14 protein-coding genes, 1 tRNA gene and 1 pseudogene are annotated in these 16,171 nt (G+C 73.6%); 12 read left to right on the forward strand and 4 right to left on the reverse strand.

Translation table 11 applies throughout. From position 1 onward, the window contains the following. A pseudogene (locus G3I53_RS32610) lies at positions 1 to 266 on the forward strand (hypothetical protein); the annotation flags it as partial. 83 nt (positions 267 to 349) lie between these two features. Further along, positions 350 to 423: transfer RNA gene (locus G3I53_RS32615), tRNA-Ala, on the forward strand. A gap of 225 nt (positions 424 to 648) precedes the next feature. On the opposite strand, the gene G3I53_RS32620 is transcribed toward G3I53_RS32615, so the two are convergent. Continuing rightward, positions 649 to 1,125 carry a GNAT family N-acetyltransferase gene (locus G3I53_RS32620; RefSeq protein ID WP_164335217.1) on the reverse strand — a complete coding sequence of 159 codons (477 nt, stop codon included), beginning with the start codon at positions 1,123 to 1,125 and terminating at the stop codon, positions 649 to 651. Positions 1,126 to 1,216: 91 nt separating this feature from the next. On the opposite strand from G3I53_RS32620, the gene G3I53_RS32625 reads away from it, so the two are divergent. Beyond that, entirely contained in the window at positions 1,217 to 2,020 is an 804-nt protein-coding gene (locus tag G3I53_RS32625) for an exodeoxyribonuclease III (protein WP_164335215.1), read from the forward strand. Here G3I53_RS32625 and G3I53_RS32630 read toward each other — a convergent pair. Further along, a complete protein-coding gene (locus G3I53_RS32630) occupies positions 2,008 to 2,655 on the reverse strand; it encodes a MerR family transcriptional regulator (RefSeq protein ID WP_164335219.1) in 648 nt (215 codons plus the stop codon). The genes G3I53_RS32625 and G3I53_RS32630 overlap by 13 nt on opposite strands. Before the next feature lie 216 nt (positions 2,656 to 2,871). Between G3I53_RS32630 and G3I53_RS32635 the strand changes: the two genes are divergently transcribed. From G3I53_RS32635 to G3I53_RS32650, 4 genes are all read left to right on the forward strand, one after another. Beyond that, the gene (locus tag G3I53_RS32635) at positions 2,872 to 4,404 is read left to right on the forward strand and encodes an NAD(P)/FAD-dependent oxidoreductase (protein ID WP_164335213.1); all 1,533 of its coding nucleotides are present in this window, start codon (positions 2,872 to 2,874) and stop codon (positions 4,402 to 4,404) included. Beyond that, on the forward strand, positions 4,401 to 5,375 hold the full coding sequence (locus tag G3I53_RS32640) for an alpha/beta hydrolase (protein WP_164439046.1): 975 nt from the start codon (positions 4,401 to 4,403) through the stop codon (positions 5,373 to 5,375). The genes G3I53_RS32635 and G3I53_RS32640 overlap by 4 nt, the downstream gene beginning before the upstream one ends. Beyond that, a complete protein-coding gene (locus tag G3I53_RS32645; RefSeq protein WP_164337799.1) occupies positions 5,372 to 6,256 on the forward strand; it encodes an SDR family oxidoreductase in 885 nt (294 codons plus the stop codon). Before G3I53_RS32640 ends, G3I53_RS32645 begins: the two co-directional genes overlap by 4 nt. Positions 6,257 to 6,332: 76 nt before the next feature. Next, positions 6,333 to 6,512: a hypothetical protein gene (locus G3I53_RS32650; RefSeq protein ID WP_164337800.1), complete on the forward strand. Its 180-nt coding sequence runs from the start codon at positions 6,333 to 6,335 to the stop codon at positions 6,510 to 6,512. A gap of 105 nt (positions 6,513 to 6,617) precedes the next feature. Here the strand turns inward: G3I53_RS32650 and G3I53_RS32655 are convergent, their stop codons facing one another. Further along, positions 6,618 to 9,869 carry a S41 family peptidase gene (locus G3I53_RS32655; protein WP_164337801.1) on the reverse strand — a complete coding sequence of 1,084 codons (3,252 nt, stop codon included), beginning with the start codon at positions 9,867 to 9,869 and terminating at the stop codon, positions 6,618 to 6,620. 184 nt (positions 9,870 to 10,053) lie between these two features. Here G3I53_RS32655 and G3I53_RS32660 point away from each other — a divergent pair, with 184 nt between their 5' ends. The 5 genes from G3I53_RS32660 (at position 10,054) to G3I53_RS32680 (ending at position 14,930) form a co-directional block, all read left to right on the forward strand. Further along, on the forward strand, positions 10,054 to 10,653 hold the full coding sequence (locus G3I53_RS32660; RefSeq protein ID WP_164337802.1) for a TetR/AcrR family transcriptional regulator: 600 nt from the start codon (positions 10,054 to 10,056) through the stop codon (positions 10,651 to 10,653). Between the two features lie 137 nt (positions 10,654 to 10,790). Next, positions 10,791 to 13,004, forward strand: a complete 2,214-nt coding sequence (locus tag G3I53_RS32665; RefSeq protein ID WP_164337803.1) for an MMPL family transporter — start codon at positions 10,791 to 10,793, stop codon at positions 13,002 to 13,004. Between the two features lie 160 nt (positions 13,005 to 13,164). Further along, positions 13,165 to 13,686: a YbaK/EbsC family protein gene (locus tag G3I53_RS32670; protein ID WP_164333277.1), complete on the forward strand. Its 522-nt coding sequence runs from the start codon at positions 13,165 to 13,167 to the stop codon at positions 13,684 to 13,686. Beyond that, the gene (locus tag G3I53_RS32675) at positions 13,683 to 14,528 is read left to right on the forward strand and encodes an EamA family transporter (protein WP_164439047.1); all 846 of its coding nucleotides are present in this window, start codon (positions 13,683 to 13,685) and stop codon (positions 14,526 to 14,528) included. Before G3I53_RS32670 ends, G3I53_RS32675 begins: the two co-directional genes overlap by 4 nt. 126 nt (positions 14,529 to 14,654) lie before the next feature. Then, positions 14,655 to 14,930: a DUF1876 domain-containing protein gene (locus tag G3I53_RS32680; protein ID WP_164338006.1), complete on the forward strand. Its 276-nt coding sequence runs from the start codon at positions 14,655 to 14,657 to the stop codon at positions 14,928 to 14,930. A gap of 80 nt (positions 14,931 to 15,010) precedes the next feature. Here the strand turns inward: G3I53_RS32680 and G3I53_RS32685 are convergent, their stop codons facing one another. Then, positions 15,011 to 16,171, reverse strand: coding sequence for a serine hydrolase domain-containing protein (locus tag G3I53_RS32685; RefSeq protein ID WP_164338009.1), 1,161 nt, complete (start codon positions 16,169 to 16,171; stop codon positions 15,011 to 15,013).

Genomic DNA, 16,171 nt, shown 5'->3' on the forward strand with positions numbered 1-16,171 from the left:
CCCCGCGCGCCACCAGCGACGTCGACCTCGGAGCCCCGGACACCTGGAGCTCGGCGCGCTCCAGCGCCGTCACCCCCGGCCCGCAGGAGACCCCGGCCACCGCGGAAGCCGACGACGAGGAGACCGGCACGGACGAGCGCACCGACGGCGACGGCCGCACCGACGCCCGCCGCGCCGCCTCCGCGCGCCGCGCCCGCGAACGCGGCCGCACCCCGCTCTTCGACCAGTACGAGGACGGCGACCGCCCCCGCGCCGCCAACGAGTAGCCCGTGCATCCGGCGTCCGCGCCCCCACCGGCAACGGATTTCCGAGCAGCCGGATCGGGGTGCTAAAGTTTCACTCGTTGCAAGGGCCTGTGGCGCAGTCCGGTAGCGCACCTCGTTCGCATCGAGGGGGCCAGGGGTTCAAATCCCCTCAGGTCCACGCAGCTCGAAGCCCCGGTCGGGATCTCCCGACCGGGGCTTCGACGTTTTGTACCGCGGTGGCCGTACCGCGGTGACGAGTTGGGCGGTGCTTCCCGGGCCCCGGACCGGCGTGGTCGTGCCGTCCGGGGGCTGGGGCACCGTCAGGGCGTCGGCGCGGAGGTGGGGTACGAGCGGGCGGGAGCCCGCTCGTGCCGGCGTCCGTGGCGCCGTCACGCGGGGAAGCTCACAGCGTTTTGGCGTAGCAGCGGCTCTCCTCGTGGAAGCGGTAGTAGCCGAAGGGCTCGCAGGGCTCGTAGCCGCTGGAGGTGTACAGGGCTATGGCCTCCGGCTGCTTGGTGCCGGTCTCCAGCACCATGCGGACGCGGCCGGCGGCGCGGGCGTCGGCCTCCAGGGCGGCCAGGATGCGGCGGGCCAGGCCGCGGCCGCGCATGGACTCGATCACGTACATCCGCTTCAGTTCGGCGTCGCCGTCCCGGTTGCCCTCGCCGTTGGCGTTCTGCACGCGCCAGCCGCCGGAGGCGACGGGGACGTCCCGGTCGTCGTAGACGATCAGGTAGATGCCGTTCGGGGGTGTGAAGTCCGCCGGGTCCATGGGGGTGGCGTCGCCGCCGTCGCCGTAGCGGAGGTTGTATTCGGCCTGTACCTCGGCGTCCAGCTTCACGGCGTCGGGGTGGTCGTAGGGGACTGGGCGGATGTTCATGACGAGCACGGTAAATCAGGATCGGGGGTGATCGGGAGCAGAAATCCGGTCCGGAATTGGACCGTGTCCAGGGTATGGGTACGCTGCCCTGGTGCTCACTGTGACCTCTGTCAACGTCAATGGTCTGCGTGCCGCCGCGAAGAAGGGCTTCGTGGAGTGGCTGGCCGGGACCTCCGCCGATGTGGTGTGCCTGCAGGAGGTGCGGGCGGAGCCGCACCAGCTGCCCGAGCAGGTGCGCGAGCCCGAGGGGTGGCACGTCGTGCACGCCCCGGCGGCGGCGAAGGGGCGTGCGGGGGTGTCCCTGTACACCCGGCGTGAGCCCGACCGGGTGCGGGTCGGTTTCGGCTCGGCCGAGTTCGACGGCAGCGGGCGGTACGTGGAGGCGGACCTGCCCGGCGTCACCGTCGCCTCCCTGTACCTGCCCTCCGGCGAGGTCGGCACCGAGCGGCAGGACGAGAAGCTGCGGTTCATGGGGGAGTTCCTCGCCCACCTCAAGCAGCTGCGGGAGCGGGCCGCCGGTGAGGGGCGCGAGGTCGTGGTGTGCGGGGACTGGAACATCGCCCACGAGAAGGCCGACCTGAAGAACTGGCGGGGCAACCTCAAGAACTCGGGCTTCCTGCCCGAGGAGCGGGAGTGGCTGTCCCGCGTGCTGGACCCGGACGAGGGCGGGTACGTCGACGTGGTGCGGGCGCTGCATCCGGAGGTCGACGGGCCGTACTCGTGGTGGTCCTACCGGGGGCGCGCGTTCGACAACGACACGGGCTGGCGGATCGACTACCAGATGGCGACCCCGGGGCTGGCCGCGCGGGCGCTCAAGGGGTACGTGGAGCGGGCCGCCTCGCACGCCGAGCGGTGGTCGGACCACGCGCCCGTGACGGTGGTCTACGGCTCCTGAGGCGGGCGGCCGGGCCCGTTCTGCTTGCGCAGCCGCCGGTCCAGCGCCAGGGAGAGCTCCGAGTCGACGACGCTGCGGGCCAGCGGGCGCAGCCGGCCCAGGGCCTCCTCGGGGGCGTGCCGCAGGATGAGGTCGGCGAACAGGTCGGCGAGGGCGTCGGCGTGGCTGCGGACCGTCGCGCCGGCGTGCAGGACCTCGGCCAGCGGGATGCCCTCGCGGACCAGGGCGGAGGAGACGTCCAGCAGGCGGCGGCTGATGTGGACGATCTCCTCGCCGTCGGTGGCCAGGTAGCCGAGTTCGAGGGCGGCGGCCAGGTTCTCCGGGGTGACCTGTCCGGCGAACCGGTCGGCGAGTTCCTCGGGGGTGAGGCGGACCGGGGTCTCCTCCGTGGGCGCGCCCACGCCGAGGAGTTCGCCGACGTCCCGGCCGTGGTCGAAGGCCTCGGCGAGCTCGGCTATGCCGTTGAGGGTGTGGCCGCGTTCCAGCAGGGCGGTGATGGTGCGCAGGCGGGCCAGATGGTGGTCGTCGTACCAGGCGATGCGGCCCTCGCGGCGGGGCGGCGGGATCAGCTTGCGTTCGCGGTAGAACCGCAGGGTGCGCACCGTGATGCCGGCCAGCCGGGCCAGCTCCTCCATGCGGTACTCGCGCCGCTCACCGGTTTCCGCGCCGTCTTCTGCCACATCAGCAGCCTAGGGCCTGACTCCCTCGCCCCGCCCGCCCGGGACGCGGCCCGGACTACCGGCGGTAACTTTCTCTCCCCGCCCCCTACCCATCAGTACGGTGCTGCTCTACGCTCCCGATTGCGCCAGTGTTCACTGGCAGGGTTCTGAGCGATGCGTGGAGGCTTTGGGATGGCCGAGCACGAGCATGTACGGGTCGCGGTGGTCGGTTCGGGATTCGGCGGACTGGGCGCCGCCGTACGGCTGCGGCGCGAAGGGATCACCGACTTCGTCGTCCTGGAGCGGGCGGGCAGCGTCGGCGGCACCTGGCGCGACAACAGCTATCCCGGCTGCGCCTGCGACGTGCCGTCGCACCTGTACTCCTTCTCCTTCGCGCCCAATCCGGACTGGCCCCGCTCCTTCTCCGGGCAGGAGCACATCCGCGCCTACCTGGAGCACGTCACCGACACCTTCGGGCTGCGCCCCCACCTCCGCTTCCACTCGGAGGTGAAGCGGATGGTGTGGGACACCGAGCGGCTGCGCTGGGACATCGAGACCAGCAGCGGCAGCCTCAGCGCCGACGTCGTCGTCTCCGCCACCGGACCGCTGTCCGAGCCCAGGATCCCGGACATCCCCGGCCTCGACACCTTCCCCGGCAAGGTGTTCCACTCCGCCCGCTGGGACCACGACTACGACCTGCGCGGCAAGCGGGTCGCGATGATCGGCACCGGGGCCTCAGCGATCCAGATCGTGCCGGCCGTCCAGCCGCTCGTCTCCCGCCTCACCCTCTTCCAGCGCACCCCCGCCTGGGTCCTGCCCCGCGTCGACCGGCCGATCAGCGCCGCCGAGCGCGCCCTGCACCGGACGCTGCCCCTCACCACCCAGCTGCGCCGCGGACTGCTGTGGGGCGTGCGGGAGTTGCAGGTGCAGGCGTTCACCAAGCACCCGCGCCAGCTGGGCTTCGTCGAGCAGCTGGCCAAGCGCAACATGGGCCGGGCCATCAAGGACCCGGACCTGCGCGCCAAGCTCACCCCCGACTACCGCATCGGCTGCAAGCGGATCCTGCTGTCGAGCACCTACTATCCGGCGCTGGCCCGGCCGAACGTCGACGTCGTCGCCGCCGGTCTGCGGGAGGTGCGCGGCTCCACCCTCGTCGCCGCCGACGGCACCGAGACCGAGGCCGACGCGATCGTGTTCGGCACCGGCTTCCACGTGACCGACATGCCCATCGCCGAACGCGTCGTCGGCGCGGAGGGCAGGACCCTCGCCGAGACCTGGGCGGGCGGGATGCAGGCGCTGCGCGGCGCCGCGGCCGCCGGGTTCCCCAACTGGATGACGATCATCGGGCCGAACACCGGGCTCGGGAACTCCTCCATGATCCTGATGATCGAGTCCCAGCTGAACTACCTGGCCGACTACCTCCGCCAGCTCGACGTCCTGGGCGGCCGGGTCGCCCTCGACGCCCGCCCCAGCGCGGTGCGCGCCTGGAACCACCGGGTGCAGGAGCGGATGAAGCGCACGGTGTGGAACACCGGCGGCTGCACCAGCTGGTACCTGGACGCGAGCGGGCGCAACACCACCATCTGGCCCGGTACCACGAGCGAGTTCCGGCGCGCCACCCGGCGGGTGGACCTCGCCGAGTACGCGGTGCTGCGCGCCTCCTCGGCGGGCTCCCCCGCCACCCCGGCCGGTGCCTCCGACGAGACCGCGGAGGTGACCGCGTGAGCGGGCCGGCGCACGTCACCTCCGGGCCGTACGCCCCGCCCGTCCCGGTCCGGGAGCTGACCGCCGTCTCCGCCGACGGCGCCCGGCTGCACGTCGAGATCCACGGGCCCGACGGGGCGCCCGCGGTCGTCCTGGCCCACGGCTGGACCTGCTCGACCGCCTTCTGGGCGGCGCAGATCCGCGAACTGGCCGCCGACCACCGGGTCATCGCCTACGACCAGCGCGGCCACGGCCGCAGCCCGGCCTCCGCCGCGTGCAGCGCCGACGCCCTCGCCGACGACCTGGAAGCCGTGCTGACGACGGCCCTCGCACCGGGCGAACGCGCCGTGCTGGCCGGGCACTCTATGGGCGCGATGACGATCCTGGCCGCCGCCGCCCGGCCCGCCCTCGCCGCGCACGCGGTGGCCGTCCTGCTGTGCAGCACCGGCAGTTCGCGCCTGGTCGCCGAGTCGACCGTGGTGCCGATCCGTCCCGGCCGGATGCGGACCGGACTGACCCGGCGCATCCTCGGCTCCCGGCTGCCCCTCGGCCCGGTCACGCCGGTGGCCCGCCGGATCCTCAAGTACGGCACGATGGGCCCCGGTTCGGCGCGGGAGGCGGTCGACGCCTGCGCCCGCATCGTGCACGCCTGCCCGCGTAACGTGCGCCACGCCTGGTCCCGCGTCCTCGACGCGCTCGACCTCGACGACCGGGTGCGGGAGCTGACGGTGCCGGCGGAGGTCGTCGTGGGCACCGCGGACCGGCTCACCCCGCCCGTGCACGGCAGGTCGCTGGCCGCCGCGCTGCCGCACTGCCTCGGGCTCACCGAACTGCCCGGCGTCGGCCACATGACGCCCGTCGAGGCGCCCGGCCCGGTCACCGCGAAGATCCGCGGCCTGGTGACCGCCCACCTGACCGCGCCGGGGCCGGCCGCACCGGCCGCCCCCGCCGCACCGCCCGTTCCCGCCGCACCACTGGAGGAGACCGCATGAGCAGGGCCAGTCTCGAGGGACGGGTCGCCGTCGTCACCGGAGCGGCGCGCGGTGTGGGCGAGTTGCTGGCCCGCAAGCTGTCCGCGCGCGGCGTGAAGGTCGCGCTGGTCGGCCTGGAGCCGGACGCGCTGAAGGACGTCTCGTCCCGCCTGCACAGCGAGAGCGACCACTGGTACGCCGACGTCACCGACCACGAGGCGATGGCCCGGGTCGCCGCCGAGGTCAAGGAGCGGTTCGGCCGGGTCGACATCGTGGTCGCCAACGCCGGTGTGGCGACGGGCGGTCCGTTCGCCGACTCCGACCCGGAGTCCTGGCGGCGGGTGATCGAGGTCAACCTGATCGGATCCGCGGTCACCGCCCGCGCCTTCCTGCCGCTGCTCACCGAGTCCCGCGGCTACCTGCTCCAGATCGCCTCCCTCGCCGCGATCACCCCGGCGCCCATGATGACGGCCTACTGCGCCTCCAAGTCCGGGGTGGAGGCCTACGCGCACAGCCTGCGCGCCGAGGTCGGGCACCGCGGTGTGAAGGTGGGCGTGGCGTACCTGTCGTGGACGGACACCGACATGGTGCGCGGTGCCGACCAGGAGGACGTCATGCGGGAGTTGAGGCAGCGGCTGCCGTGGCCGTCGAACAAGACGTACCCGCTCGGTCCCGCCGTGGACCGCATCGTGGCCGGGATCGAGCGGCGCTCCGCCCACGTCTACGGGCAGTGGTGGCTGCGCGGGATGCAGGGCGTGCGCGGCTACCTGCCGGCCGTCATCGGCACCGTCGGCCAGCGGGAGATGCGGCGCTTCGCGGACCGGCTCACCGGGATGCGGACGGGCCTGGTCGGAGCCGGCGGCAGCGCCGACGAACAGCACCGCGTCACGCAGCGTAAGTGATCGACATGCGTAGGGTCACCGCCCGTGTGAATCTGGTCGGGCCAGATCCCCTCACCCCCCACGGGAGTGAACCCACATGGGTATGAAGGACCAGTTCCAGGAGAAGTCCGAGCAGTTCCAGCAGCAGGCCAAGCAGAAGGCCCAGCAGGGCAAGGAGCAGCTGCAGAACCGCGGTCGCCGTCGTGACGACGACATGGACAACCCGCGCCGCCGGCCGGAGCACGAGGAGCGCATCGACCGCGACCGCGAGGTCTGACGTCCTGCGCGAGGCGGAGTGACGCGGGAAGGGGCGCCCCCGAGGGAGGCGCCCCTTCTCCGTGCGCCCCGACTCCTCACGGAAAAGGCGGAGTTCGGGCCGCCGCTACGTCCTCGGCGGCAGCTTCGGGCGGGAGCGGTCCGGGAGGTCCCGGTAGGAGGGCGGGGTGGCGGGGGGCTCGGACTCCAGGAGGTCCAGGGCCAGCCGGACGGCGTCGTCCAGCTGCGCGTACCGGCCCTCCGCCCAGTCCAGCGGGGTGCGCAGCGCCTCCAGGTCGGGCGCGACGCCGTAGTTCTCCACGGACCAGCCGTAGGCGTCGAACCAGGCCGCGTTCATCGGCACCGTGATGACCGTGCCGTCGCCGAGCCGGTGCCGTCCGGTCATGCCGACCACACCGCCCCAGGTGCGCTGGCCGACCACGGGGCCGAGCCGCAGCAGCTTGAACGCGGCGGTGATCATGTCGCCGTCGGAGCTGGTCGCCTCGTCGGCCAGCGCCACCACCGGCCCGCGCGGGGCGTTGGAGGCGTACGACACCGGCTGGGCGTCGCGGGTGAGGTCCCAGCCGAGGATGGTGCGGGTCAGTTTCTCGACGACGAGTTCGCTGATGTGGCCGCCGGCGTTGCCGCGCACGTCCACGATGAGGGCCGGCCGGGACACCTCCATGCGCAGGTCGCGGTTGAACTGCGCCCAGCCGGAGCCGCCCATGTCGGGGATGTGCAGATAGCCGCACCTGCCGTCGCTCAACTCCCGGACCACCTGGCGGCGTTTGGTGACCCAGTCCTGGTAGCGCAGGGGACGTTCGTCGATCAGCGGGACGACGGCGACCCGGCGCGGGGCGCCCTCGCCCCCGGCGGGCGCGAAGGTCAGCTCCACGGTCGTGCCGCCCGCGCCCGCCAGCAGCGGGTACGGTCCGGTCACCGGGTCCACGGCGCGGCCGTCGACGTGGGTGAGGACCGCGCCCTCGCGGATGCCGGTCCCGGCCAGCGGGGAACGGGCCCGGGAGTCGGAGGCGTCGCCGGGCAGGATCCGCCGGACCGTCCAGCCCTCCTCCCGGGGCACGAGGTTGGCGCCCAGCAGGCCCTGGCGGCGCTGGTAGTGCGGCGGGCCCTCGTTGCGCCGGGCGGCGCTGACGTAGGCGTGGGAGGTGCCGAGTTCGCCGAGCACCTCGCGCAGCAGGTCGGCGAACTCGTCGGGGGAGGCGACCCGTTCGACCAGCGGGCGGTACTGCTCCAGGACGGCGTCCCAGTCGATGCCGCACATGCCCGGGTCCCAGAAGTAGGCGCGGATCAGCCGCCCCGCCTCCTCGTAGGACTGCCGCCACTCCGCGGCCGGGTCGACCTCGTGCAGGATGCGGCGGGCGTCGATCCACACGGTGGAGTCGCTGTCGCCGGGCTCGGTGGCGGGCACCGCGCGCAGTTCGCCCTCGTCGGCCACCACCAGCCGGGTGCCGTCGCCGCTCACCGCGAACACGTCGAGGTGGTCGACGAGTTCGGTCTTCCTGGCCTTGCCGATGCTGAAGTGCTCCAGGGTGGGCCGGCCGCTGGTGTCGTCCGGGTTGGCGAAGGTCTCGCCGAGCGCGCCGGAGATCGGCCAGCGCAGCCACACCAGGCCGCAGCCCGCGACGGGGTGCAGCGCCGAGTACTTGGAGGCGGCCACCGGGAAAGGGGTGACCCTGCTCTCCAGTCCCTCGGTCTCCACGGTGACCGCGCCGTTCTCGCCCTCCCCGGCGTCCTCGCGCTCCACCGGGTCCAGTCCGCCCGCGGCCGGGCGGCCCTCCGGGTTGAGCGCGAACGGTGAGGGGGTCGCCGAGGACAGCGGCACCAGGTAGGGGCGGCAGCCCAGCGGGAAGGACAGGTCGCCGGTGTGCACGTCGTACACCGGGTCGAAGCCGCGCCAGGACAGGAAGGCCAGGTAACGCCCGTCCCGGGTGAACACCGGACTCTCGTCCTCGAAGCGGCCGTTGGTGACGTCGACGACGAGCCGGTCCGCCAGCCGGGCCAGTTTGATCTGCCGCAGCGACCGGCCGATCCCCGGGTGCGACCAGGTCAGCCACGCCCCGTCGGGGGAGAAGGCCAGGTCGCGCACCGGGCCGTTGAGGGAACGGATCAGCTCGGTGACCTCGCCGCCGTCGTCCTCGCCGGTGCCGAGGAGCAGCAGCCGGCCGTCGTGGGCGGCGACGGCGAGCCGCTCGCCCTCGGGGTCCGCGACGAGTTCCAGGACCCGGCCCAGCCGTCCGGCGGCGAGCCGCCGGGCGGGGCGCTGGCCGCTGGCGCGGGGCAGGGAGGCGATCTCGACGGCGTCCTCGCCCTCGGCGTCGGTGACGTAGGCGACCTGCCCGGTCGCGCCGAGCATCTCCGGGAGCCGGACCCGCACGCCCGGGGTGTCGGTGAGGGTGCGGGCGGGGCCGTCGCGGTGGGTGAGCCAGTACAGGCTGCCGCGGACCACGACGGCGCTGGCCCGGCCCGTTTCGTCGACGGAGATGGCGTCCAGGTGCTGAGCGGCGGGCACCTGGTGGCGGCGGCGCCCGGCGCGCGGGCTGCTGAGGCGCACGTCGAGGCGGTGCGGGAGGGAGCCGGGGGAGAGGTCGTCCACCATCCACAGGTCGCCGGCGCACTGGTAGACGACCCGGGTGCCGTCACTGGAGGCGTGGCGGGCGTAGAAGGCGTCGTGGTCGGTGTGGCGGCGCAGGTCGGTGCCGTCGTGGGCGCAGGAGTAGAGGTTGCCCACGCCCTCGTGGTCGGAGAGGAAGGCGATCCGTCCGGCGACGAACATCGGGGAGTGCAGGTGTCCGTCGATGCCGTCGAGCAGCCGCCGGCCGTGCAGCCACAGCCGGCCCGTGGCGCCGCCCCGGTAGCGCTTCCAGGAGGCGGGCTCGTGCGGCGGGGTGCCGGTGAGCAGCAGGGACTTGCGTTCGCCGTCGATCTCGGCGGTCTGGATGTCGCTGACCGGGCCCCAGGGCAGCTTGCGGCCGGGGCTGCCGTCGCAGGGCAGCTTGTAGGCCCAGGTGAAGTAGGAGAAGGGTTCGCCGTGCGAGGCGACGGCGAGGATCTCGGCGTTGCCGTGTTCGTCGGGCGGCTCCCAGCCGCAGACCCGGGTGTCGTCGCTGCCCCAGTAGGTCAGCCGGGTGCCCGGGCCGCCGTCGACGGGGATCACGTGCACCTCGGGGTCGAGGCTGTGCCAGCTGGTGTACGCGATGTGGCGGCCGTCGGGGGAGAAGCGGGGGTGGCCCAGTTTGGTGCGGTCCACGGTGAGCCGCCAGGCCCGGCCGGGACGGTCCAGCGGGGCGATCCACAGGTCGTCCTCGGCCACGAAGCACAGCAGGTCGCCGTTGAGGTGCGGCAGGCGCAGGTAGGTCACCCTCCCCATGCTTTTCCGGGGGGTGTACCGGGGCAAGTCGGCTGAAGCGGGCACATGCGTGCGGGAGGCACGTGATGCAGGACACGTACGAAACGGTTTCGTTCCCTTAAGGGGCGGGGTATCGTCTTCACGTGTACGAAACCGTGTCGTTCGCACGGTGGACCGGAACGGAGAGGTGGACGGGATGACGGAGACGACGGCCCCACGTCGCAGCCGGATCACGCCCGAACGCGAGGCCGAGCTGTACGCGGCCGTGCTCGACCTGCTCCGCGAGGTCGGCTACGACGCCCTCACCATGGACGCCGTGGCCGCCCGCACCCGGTCCAGCAAGGCCACGCTCTACCGCCAGTGGGGCGGCAAGCCGGAGCTGGTGGTGAAGGCGATGCGGTCCCAGCAGCCGGGCGGCATCGCGGACATCGACACCGGCTCGCTGCGGGGTGACCTGCACGCGATCATCACGCGCGAGGACGACTGCGCCATGGAACAGAACGCCGCCCTGATGCGGGCGCTGTCCATGGCCGTCCAGGCGAACGCGGACCTGCGTCAGGCGTTCAAGGAACTGCTGGTGGAGCCCGAGGTGGAGGAGTTCCGCCGCATCGTCCGGCGGGCGATCGACCGCGGTGAGGTCAGATCCGACAACCCGGCCCTTTCGTACATGGTGCACATGCTCGTCGGCGCGTTCGCCACGCGGACGCTGATCGACGACCTGCCACCGACCCGGGAGTTCCTGGCCTCGTACATCGACGCCGTGGTCCTCCCCGCACTCGGCGTCTCCCCACGCTGATCCGGCGGCCGCCCCGGCCGCCACACCCCCTTCACTGACCGCACCCCCGGTCAGCCAGTACCTGACGCCTCCGCTCACGTCGTCGGGCCGTACGCCCCTGCCCTGAAAGAACCACGACTGACCGGGAGACCTCCCTCGTGGCCACATTCCTCTATCGACTCGGTCGACTCTCCTTCCGGCGACGGCACTTCGTCGCCCTGATCTGGGTCGCCCTGCTGGCCCTCGCCGGGGTCGGCGCGGCCGGCGCCCCGACGGCCGGGAACAGTTCGTTCTCCATCCCCGGCACCGAGGCCCAGAAGGCCTTCGACCTGCTCGAGGAGCGCTTCCCCGGCACCAGTGCCGACGGAGCGACCGCCCGCGTCGTCTTCAAGGCGCCCGACGGCGAGAAGATGACCGACGCCGCCCACAAGGCGACCGTCGACAGCACCGTCGAGGAACTGTCCGGCGGCGCCGAGGTCGCCCGGGTCACCGACCCCTACGAGGGCGGCGGAGTCAGCCAGGACGGCAGCGTCGCCTACGCCTCGGTGAGCTACAAGGTCTCCGGCATGGAGCTGGAGGAGTCCTCCCGCGAAGCCCTTCAGACCGCCGCCGAGGACGCCCGCAACGCCGGGCTGACCGTCGAGATCGGTGGTGACGCCCTCCAGGCCGTCCCGGAGACCGGCGCCGCGGAGATCATCGGCATCGGCGTCGCCGCGGTCGTCCTGGTCATCACCTTCGGCTCCCTGCTCGCGGCCGGACTGCCGCTGCTCACCGCGCTGATCGGCGTCGGCATCGGCGTCTCCGCCATCACCGCGCTGGCCGTCACCCTCGACCTCGGCTCCACCACGTCCATCCTGGCCACGATGATCGGCCTCGCGGTCGGCATCGACTACGCCCTGTTCATCGTCTCCCGCTACCGCGCCGAACTCGCCGAGGGCCGCGAACGCGAGGAGGCGGCCGGCCGGGCCGTCGGCACCGCGGGCTCCGCGGTCGTCTTCGCCGGTCTCACCGTCGTCATCGCCCTGGTCGGCCTGTCGGTGGTCAACATCCCGATGCTGACCAAGATGGGTGTCGCCGCCGCCGGCACGGTCGCCATCGCGGTCCTGATCGCCCTCACCATGATCCCCGCGCTGCTCGGCTACGCCGGCCGCCGGGTCCGCCCGGCCGGCGAGAAGAGCAGGCTGCTCGGCGGCGGCCGCACCTCCGGCAAGCCCGACCGCGAGAACATGGGCACCCGCTGGGCACGCTTCGTCGTCCGCCGGCCCGTGGCCGTGCTGCTGCTCGGCGTGGTCGGCCTGGGCGCCGCCGCCGTGCCCGCCGCCTCCCTGGAACTGGGCCTGCCCGACGACGGCTCCCAGCCCACGTCCACCACCCAGCGCCGCGCCTACGACCTGCTCTCCGAGGGCTTCGGCCCCGGCTTCAACGGCCCGCTCGTGGTCGTCGTCGACGCCGAGGGCAGCGACGACGCGCAGGGCGCCTTCGAGCGCACCGGCAAGAAGATCGAGGGGCTCGACAACGTCGTGGCCGTGACCCCGGCAGCCCCCAACAAGTCCGGCGACACCGCCACCATCACCGTCATCCCCGAGTCCAAGCCGTCCTCCGTGACCACCGAGGACCTGGTGCACGACATCCGCGACGCCGGGACCGGACTGAAGGCCGACACCGACGCCGAGGTCCTCGTCACCGGCGCCACGGCGATGAACATCGACGTGTCCGAGAAGCTCAACGACGCGCTCGTGCCCTACCTGATCCTGGTCGTCGGCCTCGCCTTCCTCCTGCTGATCGTGGTCTTCCGCTCGATCCTGGTCCCGCTGAAGGCGGCCCTCGGCTTCCTGCTGTCGGTGATGGCCGCCCTCGGCGCCGTCGTCGCGGTCTTCCAGTGGGGCTGGCTGTCCGGCCTGATGGGCGTCGAGGAGACCGGCCCGGTCATGTCGATGATGCCGATCTTCATGGTCGGCGTGGTCTTCGGCCTGGCGATGGACTACGAGGTCTTCCTCGTGACCCGCATGCGGGAGGCGTACGTCCACGGCGAGCAGCCCACCCAGGCCGTCGTCACCGGCTTCCGGCACGGTGCCCGGGTGGTCACCGCCGCCGCCGTCATCATGATCGCCGTCTTCTCCGGCTTCATCGGCTCCACCGAGTCCATGGTCAAGATGATCGGCTTCGGACTCGCGGTCGCCGTCTTCTTCGACGCGTTCGTCGTCCGCATGGCGATCGTCCCGGCCGTCCTGGCCCTGCTCGGCAGGCGCGCCTGGTGGCTGCCGAAGTGGCTGGACCGGATCCTGCCCAACGTCGACGTCGAGGGCGAGAAGCTGCAGACCGGCGGCGAGAAGGAGAAGGGCGACGAGGACCGGGAGCTGGTCAGGGTCTGACCACCCCGGACAGCGGCCGGGCACCGGCCGCCGCACACCAGCCGGTGAGGGTTCCCGTGGGGACGGGGGCGCCCTCACCGGCTTCCCCTTCCGGCCGGCGGGCCGGGCGGTGCGACACCCCGGTCGCCCGCCCGGCCCGCCGGCCGCTAACGTGCCCCGCATGACCACCGCCGCCCACGACCCCGCGCCCGACGGCTCCGCCGCCCACCCCCGCTTCGCCCAGGCCCTGCGCGACCTCGGCCTGGCGCACCTGATCGCCGAGGTCCGCCGCTTCCCCGACGCCACCCGCACCGCCGCCGAGGCCGCCGCGGCCGTCGGCTGCGAACTCAGCCAGATCTGCAAGTCCCTGATCTTCGCCGCCGACGGGGTGCCCGTGCTGGTCCTGATGGACGGCGCCTCCCGCGTCGACCTGGAAGCGGTCCGGCGGGAACTCGGCGCGGACAAGGTGACCCGCGCCAAGGCCGACATCGTCCGCGAGGCCACCGGCTACGCCATCGGCGGCGTACCGCCGTTCGGCCACCGCACGGCCACCACCCGGGTCCTCGCCGACCGCTCCCTCCTGGAGCACGACCTCGTGTGGGCGGCGGCCGGCACCCCCTACACCGTCTTCCCGATGGAGCCCAAGACGCTCGTCGCCCACGCCGGCGGCACCCTCGTGGACGTGCGCGAACGGGCCGCGTGACCCCGGCGGTCACCGCGGCCGTCCTGATCGCCGCGGTCACCCACGCCGGGTGGAACGCCATCGCCCACCGCATCACCGACAAGCTGGTCGGCTTCGCCCTGATCTCGGGCGGCGGACTGCTCATCGGGCTCGCGCTGCTGCCGTTCGTGCCCGTCCCGGCGGCCGGGGCGTGGCCGTACCTCCTCGGCTCCGCCGCCCTCCACATCGCCTACTACGCGCTGCTGATGCGGTCCTTCGAACTCGGCGACTTCGGGCAGGCGTACCCGATCGCGCGCGGCAGCGCGCCGCTGGTCGTCACCGTCCTCGCGGCCCTGTTCGCGCACGAGGTGCCCGACGGCTGGGCCGCCGCCGGCATCGCCCTGTCCTGCGCCGGCCTGACCGGCGTCGCCCTGTGGGGCCTGCGCGGCCGCACCCCGGACTGGGCGGCGATCGGGGCCGCCCTCGCCACCGGACTGTCCATCGCCGTCTACACGGTCGTCGACGGCCTCGGCGTCCGCGCCTCCGGCTCCTCCCTCGGCTACGTCGCCTGGCTGATGACCGTCCAGGGCACGGTCATCCCCGCCTACGCCCTGTGGCGGTGGCGCGGCTCGGCCGCCGCCCGGCTGCGCCCGCACGCCGCCCTCGGCCTCGTCGGCGCCGCGATGTCGGTCACGGCCTACGGCCTGGTCCTGTGGGCGCAGACCCGCGCCGCCCTCGCCCCGATCGCGGCGCTGCGCGAGTCGTCCATCCTCGTCGGTGCCGCCATCGGCGCCGTGTTCTTCAAGGAGCGCTTCGGGGCCCCGCGCATCGCCGCCGCGGCCCTGATGGTGGCCGGCATCGGGCTGATGCTGCGCGCCGGGTAGGCCGGGCAGCCGGGCGGGGGAGGCTGGTGCGGGGCCGGCTGGGCCGCGGAGAAAGCGGGGGCGGGGCGGGTGCGGGGCGCCGGGGCCGGAGGCACCCTGGAACTAGGGATTCCGGAGGTGATCGTCATGGCGCACACCATTGTGGGCTGGCACGTAGAGCTCGAGTTCAGCGAGGACGACCAGCACACCCGCGCGGCCGCGATGGTGCGGCTGCCCGACGGCTCGGAGATACGGGCGCACGGACACGCGGTCCGGCACCACACGGACGCGAATCAGCCACGGGTCGGGGAGGAGATCGCCGGGGCGCGGGCGTTGAACGAGCTCGCGATGCAGCTGCTGACCAAGGCGCACGGGGAGATCGACGAGGCGTCGGGGCGCATCTCGCACCCGATCCACGTCTGACCCACGACGCGCCGACGCGCCCGGCCGCCGTACGCCGCCGCAGGGCGGACGGCGGCCGGGCGGTGCTCAGGCGTCGGTGCTCAGGCGTCGAGGCAGGCCCGCAGCGCCCGGATCAGGGCCTGCGCCCTCGGGTCCGCGGTGACCGTCCGGCGGAAGCCGTTGGTGACGTAGCCGAAGGCGATGCCGGAGCCGGGGTCGGCGAAGCCGAGGGAGCCGCCGCGGCCGGGGTGGCCGAAGGAGCCCGGGCCGAGGAGCGGCGAGGCGCTGCCGTGCAGCATGTGGCCGAGACCGAAGCGGGTGCCGACGACCAGCACCCGGTCGGGCCCCGCCGACTCCTCCGCGCGGGCCCGCTCGACGGTGGCCGGGCCGAGCAGGCGGACGCCGTCGACCGGGCCGATGAGCGCGGCGTGGAAGCGGGCCAGGGCGTCCGCCGTGGCGATGCCGTTGGCGGCGGGCAGGACGGCCGCGTGGAAGGCCGGGTCGTTCTGGTCCGGGGTGGGGGTGATCGCGGCGAACGCCCGGCGGGTGAGGGACGAGGGGTCGGCGTAGGCGGCGGTGACCGACGGCTTGGGCCGGGCACGGAGCGCCCCGGACGGTTCGGCGCCCTCGACCGGGCCGACCCTGCCCACCCGGTGGGCCTGGGCCGCGGGCAGGCCCACCCACAGGTCCAGTCCGAGCGGGTCCGCGATCTCGGAGGCGATCCACTCGCCGGTGCCCCGGCCGGTCACCCGCCGGACGAGGGCGTCGACCAGCCAGCCGTAGGTCAGCGCGTGGTAGCCGTGGTCGGTGCCCGGCTCCCACACCGGCGTCTGCGCGGCCAGCGCCTCGGCGGCCCGCAGCGGGGCGTACGCCTCGCGCGGGGTGAGCGGTGCGTCGAGGACGGGCAGCCCGGCCCGGTGGCTGAGCACGTGGCGGACGAGGACGCCCTCCTTGCCGTGCGCCTTGAACTCCGGCCAGTAGTGCCCGACCGGCGCGTCCAGGTCCAGTGCGCCCCGCTCGTGCAGCATCAGCAGGACGGCCGCGGCGACGCCCTTGGTCGCGGAGCGCACCACCTGGGCGGTGCCGCGCCGCCACGGGTCGGTGCCGTCGACGTCCTTCGTGCCGGCCCACAGGTCGACGACGCGGCGCCCGTCGCGGTACACGGCGAGTGCGGCGCCCCGTTCGCCCAGCGCGGTGAAGTTGCGGGCGAACGCCTCACCGACGCGTTCGAAGCCCTCGGCCACTGTGCCGTGCACGTCGAT

Origin of the sequence: Streptomyces sp. SID14436 (genome assembly GCF_010548465.1) — a bacterium.
Taxonomy (GTDB): domain Bacteria; phylum Actinomycetota; class Actinomycetes; order Streptomycetales; family Streptomycetaceae; genus Streptomyces.

Bases quoted from the DNA above. Each gene is read 5' to 3' on its own strand.
- G3I53_RS32650 (WP_164337800.1), top strand. From the start codon at position 6,333: ATGGGTATGAAGGACCAGTTCCAGGAGAAGTCCGAGCAGTTCCAGCAG.
- G3I53_RS32630 (WP_164335219.1), bottom strand. From the start codon at position 2,655: ATGGAGGAGCTGGCCCGGCTGGCCGGCATCACGGTGCGCACCCTGCGG.
- G3I53_RS32620 (WP_164335217.1), bottom strand. From the start codon at position 1,125: ATGAACATCCGCCCAGTCCCCTACGACCACCCCGACGCCGTGAAGCTG.
- G3I53_RS32680 (WP_164338006.1), top strand. From the start codon at position 14,655: ATGGCGCACACCATTGTGGGCTGGCACGTAGAGCTCGAGTTCAGCGAG.
- G3I53_RS32635 (WP_164335213.1), top strand. From the start codon at position 2,872: ATGGCCGAGCACGAGCATGTACGGGTCGCGGTGGTCGGTTCGGGATTC.
- G3I53_RS32670 (WP_164333277.1), top strand. From the start codon at position 13,165: ATGACCACCGCCGCCCACGACCCCGCGCCCGACGGCTCCGCCGCCCAC.
- G3I53_RS32645 (WP_164337799.1), top strand. From the start codon at position 5,372: ATGAGCAGGGCCAGTCTCGAGGGACGGGTCGCCGTCGTCACCGGAGCG.
- G3I53_RS32660 (WP_164337802.1), top strand. From the start codon at position 10,054: ATGACGGAGACGACGGCCCCACGTCGCAGCCGGATCACGCCCGAACGC.